General features: G+C 71.0%; 15 protein-coding genes. 8 read left to right on the top strand and 7 right to left on the bottom strand.

The window, feature by feature from the left end; all coding sequences use genetic code 11:
- The first annotated feature begins 312 nt into the window (after positions 1 to 312).
- From ABCR94_RS09925 to ABCR94_RS09905, 5 genes are all read left to right on the top strand, one after another.
- The gene (locus ABCR94_RS09925) at positions 313 to 3,384 is read left to right on the top strand and encodes a sensor histidine kinase (RefSeq protein WP_347118838.1); all 3,072 of its coding nucleotides are present in this window, start codon (positions 313 to 315) and stop codon (positions 3,382 to 3,384) included.
- On the top strand, positions 3,381 to 3,866 hold the full coding sequence (locus ABCR94_RS09920) for a roadblock/LC7 domain-containing protein (protein WP_347118837.1): 486 nt from the start codon (positions 3,381 to 3,383) through the stop codon (positions 3,864 to 3,866). The genes ABCR94_RS09925 and ABCR94_RS09920 overlap by 4 nt, the downstream gene beginning before the upstream one ends.
- Positions 3,863 to 4,267 (top strand): DUF742 domain-containing protein, encoded by a 405-nt coding sequence (locus ABCR94_RS09915; RefSeq protein WP_283517331.1) that lies wholly within the window; start codon positions 3,863 to 3,865, stop codon positions 4,265 to 4,267. Before ABCR94_RS09920 ends, ABCR94_RS09915 begins: the two co-directional genes overlap by 4 nt.
- A complete protein-coding gene (locus ABCR94_RS09910) occupies positions 4,248 to 4,910 on the top strand; it encodes a GTP-binding protein (protein WP_347118836.1) in 663 nt (220 codons plus the stop codon). Before ABCR94_RS09915 ends, ABCR94_RS09910 begins: the two co-directional genes overlap by 20 nt.
- Before the next feature lie 77 nt (positions 4,911 to 4,987).
- Complete coding sequence (locus ABCR94_RS09905; protein WP_347118835.1) at positions 4,988 to 6,238, top strand: styrene monooxygenase/indole monooxygenase family protein; 1,251 nt, start codon at positions 4,988 to 4,990, stop codon at positions 6,236 to 6,238.
- A 110-nt stretch (positions 6,239 to 6,348) separates the two neighbouring features.
- Here ABCR94_RS09905 and ABCR94_RS09900 read toward each other — a convergent pair whose 3' ends face one another.
- The 5 genes from ABCR94_RS09900 to ABCR94_RS09880 form a co-directional block, all read right to left on the bottom strand.
- A complete protein-coding gene (locus ABCR94_RS09900) occupies positions 6,349 to 7,734 on the bottom strand; it encodes a C40 family peptidase (RefSeq protein ID WP_347118834.1) in 1,386 nt (461 codons plus the stop codon).
- 180 nt (positions 7,735 to 7,914) lie between these two features.
- Positions 7,915 to 10,407, bottom strand: a complete 2,493-nt coding sequence (locus ABCR94_RS09895; protein WP_347118833.1) for a BamB-related PQQ repeat family beta-propellar protein — start codon at positions 10,405 to 10,407, stop codon at positions 7,915 to 7,917.
- Positions 10,408 to 10,480: 73 nt separating this feature from the next.
- Complete coding sequence (locus tag ABCR94_RS09890) at positions 10,481 to 10,756, bottom strand: DUF8847 domain-containing protein (protein WP_347118832.1); 276 nt, start codon at positions 10,754 to 10,756, stop codon at positions 10,481 to 10,483.
- A 48-nt stretch (positions 10,757 to 10,804) separates the two neighbouring features.
- Positions 10,805 to 11,536 carry a TetR/AcrR family transcriptional regulator gene (locus ABCR94_RS09885; protein WP_347118831.1) on the bottom strand — a complete coding sequence of 244 codons (732 nt, stop codon included), beginning with the start codon at positions 11,534 to 11,536 and terminating at the stop codon, positions 10,805 to 10,807.
- 59 nt (positions 11,537 to 11,595) lie between these two features.
- Positions 11,596 to 12,525 (bottom strand): AurF N-oxygenase family protein, encoded by a 930-nt coding sequence (locus ABCR94_RS09880; RefSeq protein WP_347118830.1) that lies wholly within the window; start codon positions 12,523 to 12,525, stop codon positions 11,596 to 11,598.
- 204 nt (positions 12,526 to 12,729) lie between these two features.
- Here ABCR94_RS09880 and ABCR94_RS09875 point away from each other — a divergent pair, with 204 nt between their 5' ends.
- The 3 genes from ABCR94_RS09875 to ABCR94_RS09865 all read left to right on the top strand — a co-directional run bounded on the left by ABCR94_RS09875 (position 12,730) and on the right by ABCR94_RS09865 (position 15,734).
- Positions 12,730 to 13,854, top strand: a complete 1,125-nt coding sequence (locus ABCR94_RS09875; protein ID WP_347118829.1) for a ferritin-like domain-containing protein — start codon at positions 12,730 to 12,732, stop codon at positions 13,852 to 13,854.
- Positions 13,855 to 13,919: 65 nt separating this feature from the next.
- A complete protein-coding gene (locus tag ABCR94_RS09870; RefSeq protein ID WP_521976606.1) occupies positions 13,920 to 14,804 on the top strand; it encodes an ADP-ribosylglycohydrolase family protein in 885 nt (294 codons plus the stop codon).
- A 75-nt stretch (positions 14,805 to 14,879) separates the two neighbouring features.
- Positions 14,880 to 15,734, top strand: coding sequence for a hypothetical protein (locus ABCR94_RS09865; protein ID WP_347118827.1), 855 nt, complete (start codon positions 14,880 to 14,882; stop codon positions 15,732 to 15,734).
- Positions 15,735 to 15,777: 43 nt separating this feature from the next.
- Here the strand turns inward: ABCR94_RS09865 and ABCR94_RS09860 are convergent, their stop codons facing one another.
- Together ABCR94_RS09860 and ABCR94_RS09855 are read right to left on the bottom strand one after the other, a co-directional pair.
- Complete coding sequence (locus tag ABCR94_RS09860) at positions 15,778 to 17,235, bottom strand: penicillin-binding transpeptidase domain-containing protein (protein WP_347118826.1); 1,458 nt, start codon at positions 17,233 to 17,235, stop codon at positions 15,778 to 15,780.
- Between the two features lie 28 nt (positions 17,236 to 17,263).
- The gene (locus ABCR94_RS09855; RefSeq protein WP_347118825.1) at positions 17,264 to 18,643 is read right to left on the bottom strand and encodes an FtsW/RodA/SpoVE family cell cycle protein; all 1,380 of its coding nucleotides are present in this window, start codon (positions 18,641 to 18,643) and stop codon (positions 17,264 to 17,266) included.
- Positions 18,644 to 18,786 lie beyond the last annotated feature (143 nt).

Genomic DNA, 18,786 nt, shown 5'->3' with positions numbered 1-18,786 from the left:
ATCGGCAGCTCAGGGGGCGAATATCGCCCGGAATAGGGCGCTCCGGGAAGCTGCGGGGGCGCATCTTGCCAAAGCCTGCGCGGAAGTTCCAACCGGGGCCCTGTGTGGCCGTTGAGCGGGGCCGTTCGAGACTTGTTCGCCAACTCCGGAGTGATGTTCACTCGTTCGGGTGGTGGAGTGGTTGATGCACGCCTCCCTCCCAAAAGCACTGGAATGGTCTGAAGCCGTTCCTGGGTGGGGGCGCTCTCTTGTGTGACCAGGCGTCACCTCGGCCACATGGGCAAGACGAGTCGAGCAAGATTGCGAGCACCGGTGCAGAAGAAGCGGCCTCGGGGCGGTAGCGGTAATGGCGAGCGGACCGAACGAACCGTACGGGTACGCAGTCGGCTTGTTGCCGGCGTGGCCGTCGTCGGTGTCACCGTCCTCGCGGCCGGTGCGCCCGCCATTTTCCATGCCTCCTCCGAACTCTCGGAGTCCCAGAGCCTGGTCACCCTCGCCGAGCTGAACCGGCAGGCCGTCACCCTCGCCCACTCCCTCTCCGACGAACGCGACGACGTCACCGCGTACATCGCGGCCGGCCGCGAAGAAGACGCGGACAAAGGGGATACGGACGACGGAGCAGGCACGGGCGCGGGCTCGGAATCCGACGCGAACAACGACGCGAACAAGGACGCGAACAAGACCGCCAAGGCCCTTTCGAGCAGCCGCAGCGCCCGCGTCGACCGCCAGCTGGACGAGATAGAGGCCGCGGCCCCCGCCTCGCTGCGCCGCGACCTCGCCCGCATCCCGGGCATCCGCAGGACCGCCCTCACCGGCGAGGGCACCGCCCTGGAGGCCCACAAGGCGTACACCGAGGCGATCCAGAAGCTCCAGGATCTCGCCGAGGAACTCGCCGACAGGACGCCGCCGCGCGCCGCAGAGGCGACCCGCGCGCCCTCCGCGCTCGGCCAGGCCGTCGAGCAGGCCGCCGCCACCCGCGGTCTGCTGATCGCCGCGCTGTCCGTGCCGCGCGAGAACACCGGCAGCCGTATCGACCCCATCACCGGGCTCCTGGTGCCGACGCAGGAGAGCAAGACCTCCGAGAGCGCCCGCACCCGCAACGCGTTGAGCGCCGCGGCCCAGCAGTCGCGGGTACGTGAACTCGCCGCCCTCGCCGACTTCGACCAGGCCGCGGGCCCCAAGTCCCGCCAGTCGCTCAAGACCACCGTCACCGGCAGCGAGGTCAGGACGGCCGAGCAGTACCTGGCCCGCCTCACCGACCAGCCCCAGCTCTCCAACTCGGAGCTGCGCACCGACCGTCGCAAGGCGGAGGCCGCCCTGTCGGCCCGTATCGACCTGATGCGCGGCGTCGAGTCCTCGCTCGGCTCCGCGCAGGTCCAGCGGCTGGAACTGCTGCGCGACGACGATGTCACCGCGCTGGAGATCCGGATCGCGCTGGCCGGGCTCCTTATGATCATCGCTGTCGGCGTCTCCACGGCCGTCGCCCGTACGCTCACCCAGCCGCTGGCCGTCCTGCGGCTCGGCGCGGCCCGGCTGGCCGCGGAACCCGAGCCGAAGCCGGCGGGCGCCGAAGCCGAGGGAGCCGACGCCCCCGAGGCCGTGGAGCCGGTCCGTTTCACCGGCCGCAACGACGAGTTCGCCCAGGTCGTACGGTCCCTCAACACGCTGCACGCCCGGCTGGCCGAGACCGGCGCCCGCGCCGAGAAGCTCGCCGCCGACCGTACGCACCTGATCGGCCAGCGCGAGAGCCTCGCCGCCGAACGCACCGCCCTCCGGGAGCAGGCAGCCGAGGCCGCCGCGCAGCTGGAGCGGCTGCGGCACACCGTCCACTCCACCTTCGTCAACCTCTCGCTGCGCACGCTGGCTGTCGTCGAGCGCCAACTGGGCGTCATCGAGGGCCTGGAGGAGCGCGAGCACGACCCCGAGCGGCTCTCGACTCTCTTCAAGCTCGACCACATGGCGACCGTGATGCGCCGCCACGGCGAGAACCTGCTGGTCCTGGCCGGTACGGAACAGGGGCCCGGCCATGCGGGCCCGGTGCCGCTCGTCGACGTACTGCGCGCCGCGGTCAGCGAGATCGAGCGGTACGAGCGGGTGGCCATCCAGTCGCTGCCGCCGCACTCCCACGTCGCGGGCTTCGCGGCGAACGACCTGAGTCACCTCCTCGCGGAGCTGCTGGAGAACGCCACGTCCTTCTCGCCGCCGGACTCCCAAGTCCAGTTCTCCGGCTGGCTCCTTGAGAACGGCGAGGTCATGCTCTCCGTCCAGGACGAGGGCATCGGCATGCCGGAGGCCCGGATCACCGAGCTGAACGCGCGGCTGGCCGACCCGACCTCGTACGAGCCGGGCGAAGGCACCGACGGCGGGATCGGCCTGCACGTGGCCGCCCTGCTGGCCGCGCGCCACGGCGTACAGGTGCGGCTGCGTGAGCAGAAGCAGGGCGGGGTCGCCGCGGTGGTCGTACTGCCCGGCGCGCTGCTCCCCGACACCCCGTCGGCGGCCGCGCCGCCGAGCGTGCCGGTCGCGGGGGACGCACCGGCGCTGAACCTGCCGGGTTCGGTCGCGGAGGCGAACTCCAATGCCCTGCCGGGGCGTTCGGTGCCGGGCGCGCAGGCGGCGCCGGAGGCCGAGGACGGTGACCCGCTGGTGGCGGCGGCGGAGCGGACGCTCCGCGAGGTGGCGGCGGTGCGACTGGCCGAGGATCAGGCCTACGCCGGGGGCGGGGACGACGCCGATGCCGACGCCGATGCCGAGGTCACCCCTGAACCTGAGCCCGACTCCGAGCCCGACCCCGAGCCGGTGCACGGGAGCGCGGACCTTGAGCTGGACGCCCGTGCCCGGGGCGAGCGTGCCGCCGCCGCGGCCTTCGATCCGTACACCATCGGGCCCGACACGCACGAGCGAGTCCGCGACGGAAGTGACCCGCAGGACGAGCCGCTGTCCGACGAGCCGTCGGCCGCCGAACAGCCCGTCGACGAACCGCCGATCGACGAGCCGACCTGGACCATGCGGCTCCCGAAGGCTCCCGCCGAGCCCGAGCCCGAGCCCGAGCCCGAGCCCGAGCCCGAGCCCGAGCCGACGGTGATCGGGACCGCGCCCGCCGAGCCCCGCACCGCGGCCCCCGAGGCCGAAGTACCCTCGTCCGCGCGGGTCACCGACAAGGGGCTTCCCAAGCGGACGCCCAAGGTGCTCACGTCGGCCCCCGCGGAGCCCGCAGCCCGCACCGGCAGCGTCGACGCGGACGCACTGCGGCGGCGTCTCGGCGGCTTCCAGCAGGGTGCCAACGAGGGTCGGCGCGACGTAGAAGCGGAGATTTCGAGCAGTTCAACCAACGGGGACCGTACTGAAACCGAGGGGGACACCGTTGAGGAGGCCCGTAGTTGACTGCATCGAGCACATTCGGACTGAGCAGCGAAGCCCGTAATCTCCACTGGCTGTTGAGCAATCTCGTGGAGGAGGTGCCGGGTCTCCTCTCGGTCGCCGTCGTGTCCTCCGACGGGCTGCTTCTCCTGTCCTCGGACCCGGACCGGGCCGTCGGCCCCGCCGCGGCGGCCACCCGGCAGGACGGCCCCAAGGGGTCGAGCGCGGACCTGGCCACCATCGTCTCCGGCCTTGCCAGCCTCACCCAGGGCGCCGCGAAGCTGATGGACGGCGGAGGCGTCAAGCAGACGATGATCTCGATGGCCGACGGCAGTGTCTTCGTCATGTCGATCAGTGACGGTTCCCTGCTCGGCGTCCATGCCACGCCCGACTGCGACATGAGCGTCGTGGCGTACCACATGGCGCTCTTCGTCGGCCGCGCCGGTCACGTCCTCACCCCCGAACTCCGCAGCGAGCTGCGCAAATCGATGGAGAGCGCCCTGTGACGACGTCACACACCGTAAAACTCCCGGTACGGGGCGAGGGCCGCCGCCCCGCGCGGGTACGCCCGTACTCGCTCACCGGCGGACGCACCCGCTTCACGCACGTCCTGCTCGTCGAGACGTTCGTGGCCGCGCTCGAAGGGCCCGAGGACCGGCGCGAGCTCACCGGCGGCGGCCTGCAGCGTGTCATGCCGGAGATGCGGGCCATCGTCGAGCTGTGCCGCCGGATGCGTACGGTCGCGGAGATCTCCGCGCTGCTGAAGATGCCGCTCGGCGTGGTCCGTGTGCTGCTCAGCGACTTGGCCGACCAGGGAAAGATCCGCGTGTACGGGACCGGGCACGGCACCGGCCAGCCCGACCGCGCGCTGCTAGAAAGGGTGATGAGTGGACTCCGTCGTCTCTGACGTCCCTTCCGTCTCCGAGGCACCGTCCATACCGGTGCAGCCGCTGCCGCCCCGGGCGGAAGACGGCGCGCGGGACTGGCAGACCGACCGCACCCGGGCCCCCATCGCCACGAAGATCGTGGTCGCGGGCGGCTTCGGCGTTGGCAAGACCACCTTCGTCAAGGCGGTCTCCGAGATCGAACCGCTGGAGACCGAGGCGGTGATGACCACCGCCAGCGAGGAGACCGACGACCTCTCCGCGACCCCGGACAAGCTCACCACCACCGTCGCGATGGACTTCGGCCGCGTCACCCTCGCCGACGACCTCGTGCTGTACGTCTTCGGGACACCGGGGCAGCAGCGCTTCTGGTTCATGTGGGACGACCTGGTACGGGGTGCGATAGGCGCCGTCGTCATGGCGGACACGCGGCGGCTCTCGGACTGCTTCCCGGCCCTCGACTACTTCGAGAGCTGTGGGCTGCCGTACATCGTCGCCGTCAACCACTTCGAAGGAACGCCGGGATACGAGACCGACGACGTGCGGGAGGCCCTGACGGTGCCGTCGCACGTCCCGGTTGTGATCATGGACGCACGCAACCGGATCAAGGTCGTCGAGTCGCTGCTGGCCCTGGTCGGTCACGCGCTCGCCTCCAACCCCGAGTAGCCACCCGTCACACGCACCCGTCACACGCAGTCGCATCACGTCGCACGCACCAGGTCACACGTAACGGAGAACCCGCCATGCGGAAGATACTCATAGTCGGAGCCGGCCAGTCCGGGCTCCAGCTCGCCCTGGGGCTCCAGTCGCGCGGGTACGAGGTCACCCTGATGTCCAACCGCACGGCGGACGAGATCAGGGCCGGCCGGGTCATGTCGACGCAGTGCATGTTCGACACGGCGCTCCAGCACGAGCGCGACCTCCAGATCAACTTCTGGGAGTCGCAGGCCCCGCAGATACAGGGCCTCGGCGTCTCGGTCGCGGCCCCGGACTCCTCACGCGCCGTCGACTGGGTGGGCAAGCTGGACAGTTACGCCCAGTCCGTGGACCAGCGCGTGAAGATGGCGGGCTGGATGGACACATTCGCCCAGCGCGGCGGCCAGTTGGTCATCCACGGTGCGGCCGTCTCCGACCTGGACTTCTTCTCCCGTACGTACGACCTGGTCATGGTGTCGGCGGGCAAGGGTGAACTGGTCTCCATGTTCGGCCGGGACGCGTCGCGTTCCCCGTACGACGCGCCGCAGCGCGCACTCGCCGTCGCATACGTGCACGGGCTCGGCCCGCGCCCGGAGCACCCGGAGTTCGACGCGGTGCGCTGCAACCTGGTGCCGGGGGTCGGCGAGCTGTTCGTGATGCCCACCCTCACCACGTCGGGCCGGGCGGACATTCTCTTCTGGGAGGGCGTTCCCGGTGGGCCCGTCGACGTGTTCAAGGGCGTCAAGGACCCGTCGGAGCATCTCGCGCTCACGCTGGAGCTCATGGAGACGTTCCTTCCGTGGGAGTACGCGCGTGCCACGAAGGTCGAACTGACCGACGCCAACGGGACGTTGGCCGGCCGGTACGCACCGACGGTCCGCAACCCCGTCGGCCGGCTGCCGGGCGGCGGCCTGGTGCTCGGCGTCGCCGACGTGGTGGTCGCGAACGACCCGGTCACCGGGCAGGGCTCCAACTCGGCCTCCAAGTGCGCCGCTTCGTACCTCGACTCGATCGTCTCGCACGGCGATGCCGCGTTCGACGAGGCCTGGATGCAGACCACGTTCGACCGCTACTGGGATTCGGCCCAGCACGTCACCAAGTGGACGAACGCGATGCTGGGCGCCCCGCCGGAGCACGTACTGAACCTGATCGGCGCGGCAGGCCAGCTCCCGCCGGTCGCGAACCGCTTCGCGAACGGCTTCAACGACCCGTCGGACTTCGAGAACTTCTTCTACGAGCCGGACAGGACGAACGCGTACCTGAAGAAGACGACGGAGGCCCTGGCCCCGCGTTCCTGACTGATATGTACGGGGCGGGCCCAGCGACTTGGGCTCGCCCATTTCAGCCCGTCCGGCGTCCGGGGTCCGGGGCGGAGCCCCGGTTGTGTGAAGGGGCGGGCAGGGGGAAATCACGCCCCCGGCGCCTCCACCTCCCCGTACCCCGCATCCGACCCGTCACCAACGGCCTCACCAACGGCCCCCCGAGGCAGCGCCGGCGGCGAATAGGTGCCCGCGTCGAGCGACTTCACCAACGGATCCGGCCGCACCGCGCCGAGCAACGGATTCGCCGCGATCGGCGAGACCTTGACGCGCGCACCCGGCCGCGGAGCCTGGACCACCATCCCCTTGCCGAGGTAGATCGCCACATGCGTGGCCTTGGGGAAATAGATCACCAGGTCCCCCGGCCGCAGCGCCCGCAACGACACCTTCGGCAACTGCCGCCACTGCTCCTGACTGGTCCGCGGAATAGTGCGCCCCGCACGCGCCCACGCCTGCGAGGTGAGCCCCGAGCAGTCGAAGGAGGCCGGGCCCTCCGCGCCCCACACATACGGCTTGCCGAGCTGCCGCACGGCGTACTCCACCGCCTCACCGCCCTGCTTCGACGGCGGCCTGGCCGTCGCCGCCGGGCTGCCGAGCGCGCCCGAGGTGACCAGCTCCCGCTGCGCCGCGCCCGTCGTCCTCGCCTCCAGCAGCGCCAGGTCCGCGAGCTGGTCCTCGGTCAGCGTGGCGAGCAGCGCCTCGACCGCCCTGAGCCGCGCCCCCACCGCGTCACGCTGCTCCTTCTGCTTCTTGGCGAGTGCCTGCTGCACGCCGAGCGCGCGGCGTTCGGTCCGCGCCAGCTCGACGGCCCGCTTCTCGCCGCTCTCCAGCCGGGAGATGGTCGCGGCCCGGTCGTCGGCCGCCCGCTGGAGTACGTGCCCCTGGTGCAGGGCGTACTGCGGGTCCTTGGCCAGCAACAGCCGCAGATAGGGGGAGAGTTCGGTCCGCCCCTGGTACTGCTCGCGCGCCAGCCGGCCCGCCGTGCCCCGGCTCTCGGCGAGAGTGAACCGCACCTTGAACAGCCCCGAGGTCACCTTCTTGACCTCGCGCCGCTGCTCCTTGACCGCCTGATCGGTCGCCTTGTACGTCTCGCCGGCCTCCTCGGCCTGCTGGTACAGCCGCCGGAGTTCCGTCAGCAACTCCGCGATGCTCCTGGACCCGTCGAGCGGCTCGGACCGGTCCGCGGCGTCGGGCACACCAAGGGCGTCGGGGGCGTCGGAGGCGTCGGGCGAATCGGGCGACTGGGGAAAGCCGAAGGCATCGGAAGCGCCAGCCACATCAGGCACACCAGCCGCATCAGGCACCCTGGGCACCTCGTCACCGGGCACCGCTTCCCCCGGCACCGCTTTCCCCGGAATACCGGGTACCGGCTCCGGGGGAGCCGCGACCGCCGCGGACGCGACCGGTACCACCGCGAACACCGTGGCCGCCGCCAGCGCCACCGTCCGTACGGACTGGGAGAGCCTGCCTGGCACGTCATCACCTCCGGTTGCGGGCCGGACAGTCCGGCTCACGGCGATGATGCGCCGACGGTGATGGCGTGGCCTGGTGAGTGGGCGGGTTGGGGCAACCCGGTCACCCGTCGAGGGGGAAGACGCCCCGCCCTCGGCGCGCCTCCCCGCTCGGCGGGCGGGACGTGCAGTCCCGCCAGAGCGTCAGTCGACTTCGAGCGCGTAATACGTGCGGTCCCGCCACACCACGGCAAGCCCACCCCGCGCGGTCAGCGCCCGGTAGGGGGGCGCGGTCCGGTCCTTGCCGTCTTCCGGCTTACGGACCCCCGCGTCCTGGAACTTCCACAGCCGGGCCCCGTCCTGCGCCGAGAACGCCGTGACCTGGGTGGCTCCGACCGCCAGCGCGGTGCTGCCGGTCGCGGACAGCGCGACCCGGGGCAGCCGCGACCCCCTGCCCTCCGTGGAGCGCTTCCAGATGGTGGCGCCGGTCGCCGCGTTCACGGCGTACACGTCATGGTCCTCGTTGGCCGCGAACAGCGTGCTGTCCGCGCCGTCGCCGTCCGGTAGCGTCCCCTCGCCGAAGGTCTGCCGGCGCTCACCCTCCAACCGCCACTTCCGCTTCCCGGTGCGGGTGTCGTACGCGTGCAGATCGTCGCCCACGGAGGCATACAGCAGGTCCGAGGATCCGGCGCCCATCACTGTGGTGTCCGGCCCGATGGGCCCGACGGACCTGCTCCACAGCCGCTTGCCGCTCTTGCGGTCGAAGAGCATGAAAACGGCCTTGTTCTTGGCCTTTTTCTTCTGCCCCGGCGTGAGGGACCGCTCGTTCTGCCGCACGAGTATGCCCTCGGGCCGTACGGCGACCGCTTCGTAGCGCGGGCCGTTGGTCTTGTGCTCGTGCGGTACCGGCGCGCGCCACAGCTCCTTGCGCGCCACCATGTCGTACGCGAACAGATAGGCCCGTTCCCGGGCCTTCTTGCCGGTGCCCTTGGCGAGCCCGGTGAACCAGACGACGGGCCCGTCGGAGGCGGCCACGTCCGAGATCCGCAGGCGGTCGCCCTTCACCAGGGCCTCGGCGTAGCGCACCCGGTGCCCGACCGCGCCGTCCTTCGCCGAGAGCCACAGGAACTCGCTGCCCGTGACGACCAGGCACAGCTCGTCGTCGACGGCCACCGGCAGATGGATCGCGGTGGCCTCCGGCTGCTCCCACAGCTGCCGGCCCGTGCGCAGATCCACCCCGGTCGTCTGCTTGCCGCCGGGTACGAACAGCACCCGGTCCCGCCAGATCATGGCGCCCGGTGTGCCGGGCGGCTCCTGCGCGGGGTGCCGGTAGGCCCAGCGCGGCGCCGGATACAGGCCGGGCAAAGGCCTCTTGCTGGGCGTCGGCGGCTTGGGGGCGGGCTTGGGCGCGGGCGCGGGGTCGTCCGACGCGAAGGCCATCACGCCGCCCCCGCCGAGGACCAGCCCGGCGGCGCCCGCCACGACCCCGGTGAGCAGGGACCGGCGGTCAACGCCAACGGCTCGCCCGCCCCCGCCCGCGGCGGCTGCGGCCGGGTGCGGGGCCGGGGGAAGCGCGGGTGGCAGGACGGGCCGCTCGGGCCGTAGGTAGGCGGGCACGGCCAGCTGCGCCGGGGCGGGCGTGGGCTCCTCGGCCGTACGTACCAACGACAGCGTCTGATTCGACGCGGGTGTTTGCGCCGGGCCCCGCGCCGGTGCCTGGGCCTGCGCCGGCACATGAACCGGTTCATGTGCCGGTTCATGAACCGGCACATGAACCGCCACCGCCACCGCCGCCACTGACGGCCGGTCCTCCGGCGCCGACGCCCGGGAGGCCTGCTCCGCGAGCGCCGTCACCAGCGGATCGGGGAGCCAGCCGTCGCGCGCGAGCGCCGCCGCACCTTCCAGGGCCAGCTCGGCCGCCACCGAGCCCGGGGCGGGCCTGGCGGCCGGGTCCTTCGCCAGGCAGCGGCCGATCAGATCCCGCAACTCCTTTGGTACGCCGCCGAGTTCTGGCTCATCGTGCGCGATGCGCTCGGCGGCCGTCGCCTCAGGTCCCGTCGAGAACGGGGTCGCGCCTGTCGCCGCGTACGCCAGCAGCAGCCCCAGCACAAACAGGTCCGACGCGGGGCCCGGCTCCTGGCCGGCCACCTGCTCCGGGGTGAGGTACCCGAGCCGTACGGACAGCTGCTCGCCGGGCCCGGCCGCGGCCTGCGCCGCCGCACCCAGCGCCCCGAAGGCGGTCAGGCGCGGCCCGTCGGAGGCCAGCAGTACGGTGTCGGCGGCGAGGCCGTGCAGTACGGCGCCCGTGGCATGCACCCGCGACAGGGTCTCGGCGAGCGCGGCACCCAGTATGCGCACCGTCCGCTCCGGCAGCGGCCCGGCGAGCGTGATGGCCTCGCCCAGGGTCAGCGCGGGCACGTACCCGCTCGCCGTCCACAGCTCGGGCCCGTCGGTACGGCACTCCAGCGGCGCCTGAACCCAGCCCCCGGCCAGCCGCTCCGCGGTCCGTGCCTCCGCGGCGAAACGCCGCCGGAAAGCGGCCACCCCGGCCAGCTCCGGCCGGGCAACGGCCACCACGACGGTGGAGCCGTCCTGGCCGTGGGCCAGGTACTGCACGGCGCTCGCGGTCTCACGCAGGCGCAACAGTGCGGCGTACGGACCGATTTGGCGTGGATCGTCCTGACGCAGCGCTTTCAAGGCGCACCCCCCGTGGTCCGTGCCGGGGCCGCTCAGTCGGCCACATCGGCCACAACCGGCACAGCGGCCGATCTTATGTGCTGCTGTCGGGCTTCGACCAGGGCCACTTCAGCTCACGCCGCCCACGCCCGTCCGGCGCGTACTCGTACTTCCAGCCGCGCTGGAGCCCCAGCCGCTTGGAGTACCCGGCGGGGACCCGCAGATAGGCGTACACGGTCGGCGCCCCACCCGCGTCGTCCGGCACCGGCACCTCATACCACTTCGGCGGCTGCCCGGTCGGCCCGACAAGGACCGGCAGCACCCGCCCGTCCAGGGGGCCACCCACGAAGGGCGTGCTCTCGCTTCTCACCCCACCAGTCTCCCAGGTCGGCGGGGCGGGAACCCGCAGCCGGCCCGGTCAGAGCAGGTGGGCGGCCTCGGAGACGACCGGCAGCACCCGCCGGGCCAGTACCCCGGCCGGGCCGTCCGGGGTCTCCAGGGCCAGGGCGGCCCGGGTTGCCACGGCCGTCTGCTCGTCGGTGGCGGCCGTCACGGTGAGCAGGGCGACGAAGTGGTCGACCAGCCAGTCGCGCAGCTCTGCGACCGGTGGCTGCTTCTCCTCGTCGAGCCAGATCAGGGAGGCGGCCTCGACGGCCGATATCCAGGTGCGGACCATCATCCGCAGCCGGGGCCCCACCGTCCCCGGGACCCCGAGGTGCGTCAGGATCTGCTCGGCCGCGGCCCGCCGGACGCCGTCGACCGTCGCGGTCGTGCGGGACGTCTCGGCGACGCTGCCGCCCTGGAGCAACGCGCTGAACCCGGTGTCGTGTTCGTCGACGAACGTCAGATAGCGGTCCAGGGCGCGGGCGAGCCGCCGGGTCAGCGGTCCGGTCTGTGGCTCGGCGAAGCACAGCTTCAACTCGTCGGCGGCGGAGCCGAGTGCGGCTTCGTACAACTGCTGCTTGCCGCCGGGAAAGTACCTGTATATGAGCGGCCGCGACACCCCGGCCGCCTCCGCCACCTCGTCCAGCGAGACCTCTTCGGGCGCCCGGTGGGCGAACAAGGACAGGGCTGCGCCCAGGAGTTGGGAGCGGCGCTCCGCCACGCCGAGCCTGCGGTACGCGGGGGTGGGGGTCGCTGCCGTGGTCATGTCCGCAGCGTATCCCCGCAGTCCGGCGACCGGGTGGGTGGCGGCTGCGGCTGCGCCGGCTACGCGAGCAGACCCGAGCTCTTCCACAGCCTGCGGCCGACCCCCTGAAGTACGCCGATGTCGTCGAGGAAGTCGGTCAGCCGCTTGGCGCCGCTCTGCATGACCTCGGCGCGGTGGCCGCTCGCCTTGACCTGGGCGATCGCCTGGCGGCGGTCGAGCCCGACGTTCTCGTACACCTTCGGGTTCACGAAGCACCTGGAGAAGACGCGGGCCGCCTCGCCGCAGCTCACCCGGGTGAGCTCGCGCTCCCAGAGTGGTGCGGTCACCATCTGGCGGCGCAACTCCTCGCGGGCGTACCGGACATGGCGGGCCTCCTCCACCACATGGATGCGCGTGACACCGCGCACCAGCGTCTGGACGCGCTCATCCGGGAAGGTCAGCCGCTGCATCCAGTCGAGGATCTCCTCGCCCAGCAGCGTCGCCGCGAACGAACCCGGCGTCGTCGAGACGGTCTTCAGGACCCGGGCGAGGTTGTGATAGAGCCTGGGAACCGGGTAGTTGGGCGCTCCGCCCTTCTCGATCATCTTCCCGAACATGATCGAGTGGCGGCACTCGTCCGCGATTTCGGTGAGCGCGTAGCGCACGTGGTTGCTGGTCACGGGCTTGTCGTAGATGTGCCTGACCAGCAGTTGCATCAGGATGATCTCGAACCAGATGCCGAGCGAGGCGAGCGAGGCGGCCTCGTGCCTGGCCAGGTCCATGCGCTGGTCCTCGGACATCTTGTGCCAGAGGGGGGTGTCGTACAGCGATACGAGCTCCGGCGGCCAGAACCATTTGCCTTCCTCGACCGGGGCCTCCCAGTCGAGTTCGGTGTCGGGGTCGAAGGAGTGCTTGGCGGACGACTCCAGCAGGCGTTCGGCGACCTGCTCACGGTCCTTGAGGAGGCCGAGTGCGTCCCTGAGTGCGTCGTGATCGGTCACTGTCGTCATGGCTGGGCACCTCACGGGTGGGCATTACCGGCGGTCACTCTTACGTTCCCCCCTTATGAGACTGCTTGTCAGCAAGCTCGTCAATCCCTCGCGCACGACTTGTTGACCGCCCGTCTACCAACGTGTGAGTCTGCCAACTGTCCGTCCTGACAAGGGATTCCGCCCCGATGAGGGACACAGGGACAAGAGGCGAAGGAGTTGTCTGTGTCGACACACGAGCTCTACACCAAGCCCCCGTCGGACCCGCACTGGGAGGTGCCGGCCTCCGGCGCCGCCCGCTTCAGCTGGGAGTACGACGAGGGGCGCGCCCGACTGCTCGCCCTTTACCAGAAGGGCAAGGACAAGCAGTGGGACGGCGCCACCCGCATCGACTGGGGCATCGAGGTCGACCCGTACGACCCGCTCGGCACCCCCGACGAGGCGCTCAGCCTCTACGGCAGCCGGCACTGGGCGAAGATGACCGAGCGCGACAAGGGGGACCTGCGGCGGCACTACGCCTCCTGGCAGTTCAGCCAGTTCCTGCACGGTGAGCAGGGCGCGATGGTGTGCGCGGCACGGATCGTGGAGTCCGTCCCCGACCTCGACGCGAAGCTCTACTCCGCGACCCAGACCATGGACGAGGCCAGGCACGCGGAGATCTACAGCCGCTTCCTGCACGAGAAGGTCGGGATGCTCTACCCGATCAACGACAACCTTCAGTCGCTGCTCGGCGACACCCTGCGCGACTCCCGCTGGGACATGCCGTACCTCGGCATGCAGGTCCTCATCGAGGGCCTGGCCCTCGCCGCGTTCGGCATGATCCGCGACACCACGGACAAGCCGCTGCCCAAGCAGATCCTCGCGTACATCATGCAGGACGAGGCCCGACACGTCGCCTTCGGGCGGATGGCGCTGCGCGACTACTACAAGCAGCTGTCGGACGCCGAGCTCAAGGAGCGCGAGGAGTTCGTCATCGAGGGCTGTTACCTGATGCGTGACCGGCTGCGCGGCATCGAGGTCCTGGAGAACTTCGGCATTCCGAAGAAGGAGGCCGAGGAGCTCTCCGAGCAGTCCGAATTCCTGCACCTCTTCCGCAAGTTGCTGTTCAGCCGCATCGTGCCGTGCGTCAAGGACATCGGGCTGTGGGGCGAGCGGCTCCAGAAGGCCTACCTCGACATGGGCGTCTTCGACATGGGCAACTCCAATCTCGATCTGCTGATGAGCGAGGACGAGGAGATCGCGGAGAAGCTCGACCAGGAGCGCTTCGAGGCGGAGGAGCACGTCCGGCTCGCCGAGATCGACCAGGCGATCGCGGACGGCGCGGCGGAGGAGGCGCAGGCCTCCCGCTGACCGGAGGTGCCGGGCGGACGGGTATTCGATGTACGTGCGGACGCCGGCGCGGCACGATGGCGTCCATGACCACCACCGCGAACGTGCAGGCCGCCCGCCGCAGCCTCGAAGGTCTCGCCCTGGGCGACGCCTTCGGTGAGCGCTGGTTCCCCCTCTTCCGCGACAGCGGAACGGTGTACGACAAGATCCTCGCCCGGCGGGTTCCCGAGGAGCCGCACTGGCCCTGGACCGACGACACCGCGATGGCACGCGGCATCATGCGGGTGCTCGACGAACACGGCGAGATCCGGCAGACCCCGCTCGCCAACTCGTTCTCCATGATCTTCATGGCCGACCAGGCGCGCGGCTACGGCAGCGGCATGCACGAACTGCTGCCGCAGCTCATGGAGGACGCGTCGGCCTGGCCCGTGCTCACCCGCAGGCTGTTCGGTGGGGAGGGCAGTCTGGGCAACGGCGCGGCGATGCGGGTGGCGCCGCTGGGCGCCTGGTTCTCCGCCGACCTCGAACAGGTCGTGGTACAGGCCGAGTTGTCGGCCCGGGTCACCCATGCCCACCCGCAGGGCGTCGCGGGCGCGGTGGCCGTCGCCGTCGCGGCGGCGCTCTCGGTGCGGGGTGAGCTCTCGATGCGGTCCGTCGCGGAACGCACCCCCGGAGGGCCGGTCCGTGACGGCCTGCTGCGGGCTGCGGACGTCCCGCTGACCGCCGAGCCCCGGCAGGCCGCCGAGCTGCTCGGCAGTGGGTACCGCATCCGCGCCGACGACACGGTGCCGTTCGCGCTCTGGACGGCCACGCGGCACCCGGACGACCTGGAGGCGGCGCTGTGGTCGACGGCGGAGGGGCTGGGGGACGTGGACACGACCTGTGCGATCACGGGCGGGATTGTCGCTGCCCGTACGGGGGTTGGGGCAATGCCAGGGGAGTGGCTGGAGCGCCGGGAATCGCTCGCGTGACGGCCGGCGGATCTCGCGTGACGGCCGGCGGACGCGCGTGACGGTCGGGGGACAGGGGTGAAGTAGGTTTCGGTCATGACCACGCCGCTGCCTCAGCAGCCCGGCCCCTACGGGCCCCCGCAGCCGCCGAATCAGAGCCCCAACCCGTACGCGCAACAGCCGTACCCACCCCAGCAGTTCCCCCACCAGCAGCCGTACCCGGGACATCCGGGCCACCCGGGGCAGCAGGGCCAGCCGTACCCGGGCCAGGGTCCCTGGGGGCAGCCGCCGACGGGTCCGCCCCCGGGGAAGAGCCGGACCGCCAAGGTGCTCGGCATCGTCGCCGTCTCGCTGGTGGTAGTCGTGGGCGGGCTCGTATTCGCCGTGTACAAGCTGGTCGGCAGCGGGGGCGGGGGCAGCTTTCCCGCTGCCGAGTACAAGCTCACCGTGCCGCCAACGCTGCTCGACGGCCGGTACAAGCTGGCCCAGGACTTGTCGCAGACCGAGGGCAAGAAGGTCGTCGATGGCAGTTACGACCCTGACATCCGGAACCCGAAGGCCGCGGTCGCCCAGTACAGCGCCGGATCGCCGCTCGCGCCGAGCGTGGTGGTCGTCTCCGGCATGTACGGGCAGTTCAAGGACCCCGACGGAGCGCGCGGCAAGATGCTGGACGGTGCCGCGGACGGCAACGGCGCCACCGTGGTCGTACCGGCCAAGGAGATCACCCCGGCCGGCTCCGACGTGACGCTGAGCTGCCAGGTGCTGACCACGACGCAGAACGGCGTCACCGTCACCCTGCCGATGTGCGCCTGGGCCGACGGGAACACGGGGGCTTCGGTCGCGGAGGTCACCTCCGCGGCCTCCAAGCAGGACCCGGCTTCTATCGACCTCGACAAGGTCGCCGAGACCACCGTCAAGGTGCGTGACGAGGTACGGAAGCCGATCGGCTGATCCCGGCCCGGCCCGGCCCGGTCCACTGGCCCGGTCCACCTGCTCAGTCCTCCAGCGCCGCCTCCATGACCGCCCGCGCGATCGGCGCCGCGCTGCCGCCGCCGCTGATGTCGGCGCGGTCCGCCGACGCGTCCTCGACGACCACAGCGACCGCGACCGCCGGCCGGCCGTCGCCGTCCTGCTGCGCCCAGGAGATGAACCAGGCGTACGGCGTACCGGAGTTGTCGATGCCGTGCTGCGAAGTGCCGGTCTTGCCGCCGACGGTGACACCCGGGATGGCGGCATTGGTGCCCGTGCCGCTCTCCACGACGTCGACCATCATGCGCTGGAGCGCCATGGCGGTGGTCGGCTCCATGGCCTGATGCAGGGAGTCCGTACCGGACTGCGAGACGATATCGCCGTCCGACGTCGTCGTTTTCTCCACCAGATAGGGGGAGTTGAGGTCACCGTCGTTGGCGACCGCCGCCGCCACCATCGCCATCTGGAGCGGGGTGGCCGTGGTGTCGTACTGGCCGATGGAGGACTGCGCGAGCTGGTCGTCGCTCATGCGGGTGTCGAAGTTGCTCGCGGCCACCCCCGAGGGGATCTTGATTCCGGTGTCGTTGAAGCCGAACTTCCGCACGGTGTCGAGCATCCCCGCCAGCCCCACCCGCACCCCCAGATTCGCCATCACCGTGTTGCAGGAGACCCGGATCGCGTAGGCGAGCGACGCGTTGCCGCAGCCGCTTGCCTCGTTGGGGAGCGTGGTGCTCGTACCGGGCAGGACATACGGATCGGGTGTCTTCGTGGGGGCGTCGGGATCCTCCACGACACCCGAGTCCAGCGCGGCCGCCGCCGTCACGATCTTGAAGGTGGAGCCCGGTGGGTACGTCTGCCTGATGGCCCGGTTGAGCATCGGCTGACTCGACGAGCCGGTCAGCCGCGCCCAGGCGTCCGTGACCGGCCGCCCGGTCCCGGCGAGCTGCTGGGGGTCGTACGACGGGCTGCTGACCAGCCCGAGGATCTTGCCGGTCGACGGTTCGATCGCGGCGACCGCGCCCTTCTTGCCGCCGAGACCCTCGTACGCGGCCCGCTGGACGGCGCCCTTGATGGTGGTGACGGCGTTGCCGCCGGGCTGCTGGGAGCGGGTGATCTCGTTCCAGAAGGGCAGCGGGGCGAGCATCGAGTCGGTGCCGGAGAGGATGTCGTCCTCGGCGTTCTCGATGAAGGTCGTGCCGTACGTCTGGGAGGCGTACCCGGTGACCGGCGCGTACAGCGGGCCGTGCGGATAGGTCCGCTCGAACCGCAGCTGCTCGCCGGTGTCCCGGGAGCCGGTGACCGGCTTGCCGTCGACCAGGATGTTGCCGCGCTTCTCGTCGTAACGGGCAATGGTCTGGCGGCGGTTGGCGGAGTTGTGGTCGAGCGAGTCGGCCTCGAAGACCTGGATACGGGCGGCGTTCAGCAGCAGTGCCACGAGCAGCACCAGACAGAAACCGGCCGCCCGCCGGATATAGCGGATCACTGGTCGTCCTCCACGATCACTGGCACGATCACTGGTCGTCCTCCACGATCGGCGCGATCTCTCCGGTCTCCACGGTCGAAGGGTGCGGGCTGCGGGCCGAGTCGCTGACCCGGATCAGCAGCGCCACGATGATCCAGTTGGTGACCACGGACGAACCTCCCTGCGCGAGGAACGGCATGGCCATGCCAGTGAGCGGGATCAGCCCCATCACACCGCCCGCGATGACGAACACCTGGAGCGCCAGGATCGAGGCGAGGCCGATCGCGAGCAGTCGGCCGAAGGGGTCACGCAGGGCCAGCCCCGCCCGATAGCCGCGGGCCACCAGGAGTGCGTACAGCATGAAGATCGCGGTGAGCCCGACGAGCCCCAGCTCTTCGCCCGCCGTCGCCAGGATGAAGTCGGACTTGGCGGCGAAACCGATGAGGATGGAGTGGCCGACGCCGAGCCCGGCGCCGAGCATGCCGCCGGCCGCGAAGGCGAAGAGCGACTGGGCGAGCTGGCCGGGTCCCTCGCCCGCGTCGATGGAGGCGAAGGGGTGCAGCCAGTCCTCGACGCGGCTGTTGACGTGCGGTTCCAGCGAGCCGACGACAAAGGCGCCGACCGCCGCCAGGAGCAGGCCCACCGCGATCCAGCCGGTGCGTCCGGTCGCGACGTACAGCATGATCACGAAGAGCCCGAAGAACAGCAGTGAGGTGCCGAGGTCGCGTTCCAGGACGAGTACGCAGACGCTGATCAGCCAGATCGCCACGATCGGGCCCAGCACGCGGCCGGTGGGCAGCTGGAGCTTCCAGAACGTGCGGCCGGTGTACGCGAGGGCGTTGCGGTTCGCGGCGAGGTAGGCGGCGAAGAAGACCGCGAGCAGGATTTTCGCGAACTCGCCCGGCTGGAAGGAGAATCCGCCCACCCGGATCCAGATCTTCGCGCCGTTCACGGCCGGGAAGAAGATCGGCACGATCATCAGGACGAGGGCCGCGGCGACGGACAGATACGCGTACCGCTGCAGGATGCGGTGGTCGCGCAGCGCGATCACCACGCCGATGAAGAGCGCGACGCCGATGGTGGACCAGACGAGCTGGGTCGGGGCCGCGTTGTCCTGCGGGGTCTCCAGGTCCAGGCGGTAGATCAGCACCAGCCCGAGGCCGTTGAGGAGGACCGCGATGGGCAGCAGCAGCGGGTCCGCGTACGGGGCGCGGAAGCGTACGGCCAGATGGGCGAGGAGGGCGAGTACACCCAGGCCCGCGCCGTAGCCGACCGCGTCGGGCGGTACCGCGTTGCTCTTTGCGAGGCCGACGTGGAGGTAGCCGTACACCGAGATGAGGACGGCGGCGACGAGGAGCGACAGCTCGACGCCGCGACGCTTGGGGAGACGTACGTCGGGCGGGGGAGCATCCGCCGTCGTTGCGGTCATGCCCGGCAACGTAGCAAGCGGCCGAGGTATATGGCCGTATATGTCACACGACGCCGGGTACGGAGTGGCGATGGGCCGGCGCCCCGGGGGGTCCGCCGCGCTGCGGCCGGGACCCCTCGGGGCGTGGCGGCGTGCGGAAGTGC

Origin of the sequence: Streptomyces changchenzhani, assembly GCF_039766235.1 — a bacterium.
Classification (GTDB): Bacteria; Actinomycetota; Actinomycetes; order Streptomycetales; family Streptomycetaceae; genus Streptomyces.
This window is presented reverse-complemented; position numbering and strand designations above follow the sequence as displayed.

Bases quoted from the DNA above. Each gene is read 5' to 3' on its own strand.
- ABCR94_RS09905 (WP_347118835.1), top strand. From the start codon at position 4,988: ATGCGGAAGATACTCATAGTCGGAGCCGGCCAGTCCGGGCTCCAGCTC.
- ABCR94_RS09885 (WP_347118831.1), bottom strand. From the start codon at position 11,536: ATGACCACGGCAGCGACCCCCACCCCCGCGTACCGCAGGCTCGGCGTG.
- ABCR94_RS09880 (WP_347118830.1), bottom strand. From the start codon at position 12,525: ATGACGACAGTGACCGATCACGACGCACTCAGGGACGCACTCGGCCTC.
- ABCR94_RS09870 (WP_521976606.1), top strand. From the start codon at position 13,920: ATGACCACCACCGCGAACGTGCAGGCCGCCCGCCGCAGCCTCGAAGGT.
- ABCR94_RS09865 (WP_347118827.1), top strand. From the start codon at position 14,880: ATGACCACGCCGCTGCCTCAGCAGCCCGGCCCCTACGGGCCCCCGCAG.
- ABCR94_RS09855 (WP_347118825.1), bottom strand. From the start codon at position 18,643: ATGACCGCAACGACGGCGGATGCTCCCCCGCCCGACGTACGTCTCCCC.